Here is a 319-nt window from a genome sequence, read left to right as displayed (position 1 = left end):
AAATTACTATATAACTTAACGGATATCTACAAAGATGCTCACGCCAAACTGAAGATAAATGCGGAAACAGCAAAAAAACATATTCAGAGTTTGTATGAAGAAGGCTTTATCACATATCCTCGTTCTTCATCCAGGCATTTACCTACAGAACAAGTGGAACGAGTGAAAGAAGTAATGGGAGCACTAGAAAAAAGTTCTTATGCAAATCTCGTACAACAAGTAATCCCATCTTCTATTACAAAAAAACACACTACATTTAATGATGAATTAGTCAGTAGTCACTTTGCCATCATCCCAACAACAAAATTATATGTCGGGA

At 34.8% G+C, this 319-nt stretch carries 1 protein-coding gene; it reads left to right on the top strand.

Annotated elements, in window-relative coordinates; translation table 11 throughout:
* Positions 1 to 319 (top strand): DNA topoisomerase (locus JDS95_RS30670; RefSeq protein ID WP_242474215.1); only part of this gene is annotated, 319 nt, incomplete at both ends.

This window comes from Bacillus cereus group sp. N24 (assembly GCF_016483345.1).
Classification (GTDB): domain Bacteria; phylum Bacillota; class Bacilli; order Bacillales; family Bacillaceae_G; genus Bacillus_A; species Bacillus_A toyonensis.
The sequence above is the reverse complement of the archived record's forward strand: the minus strand, read 5'-3'. Positions and strand labels throughout refer to the sequence as shown.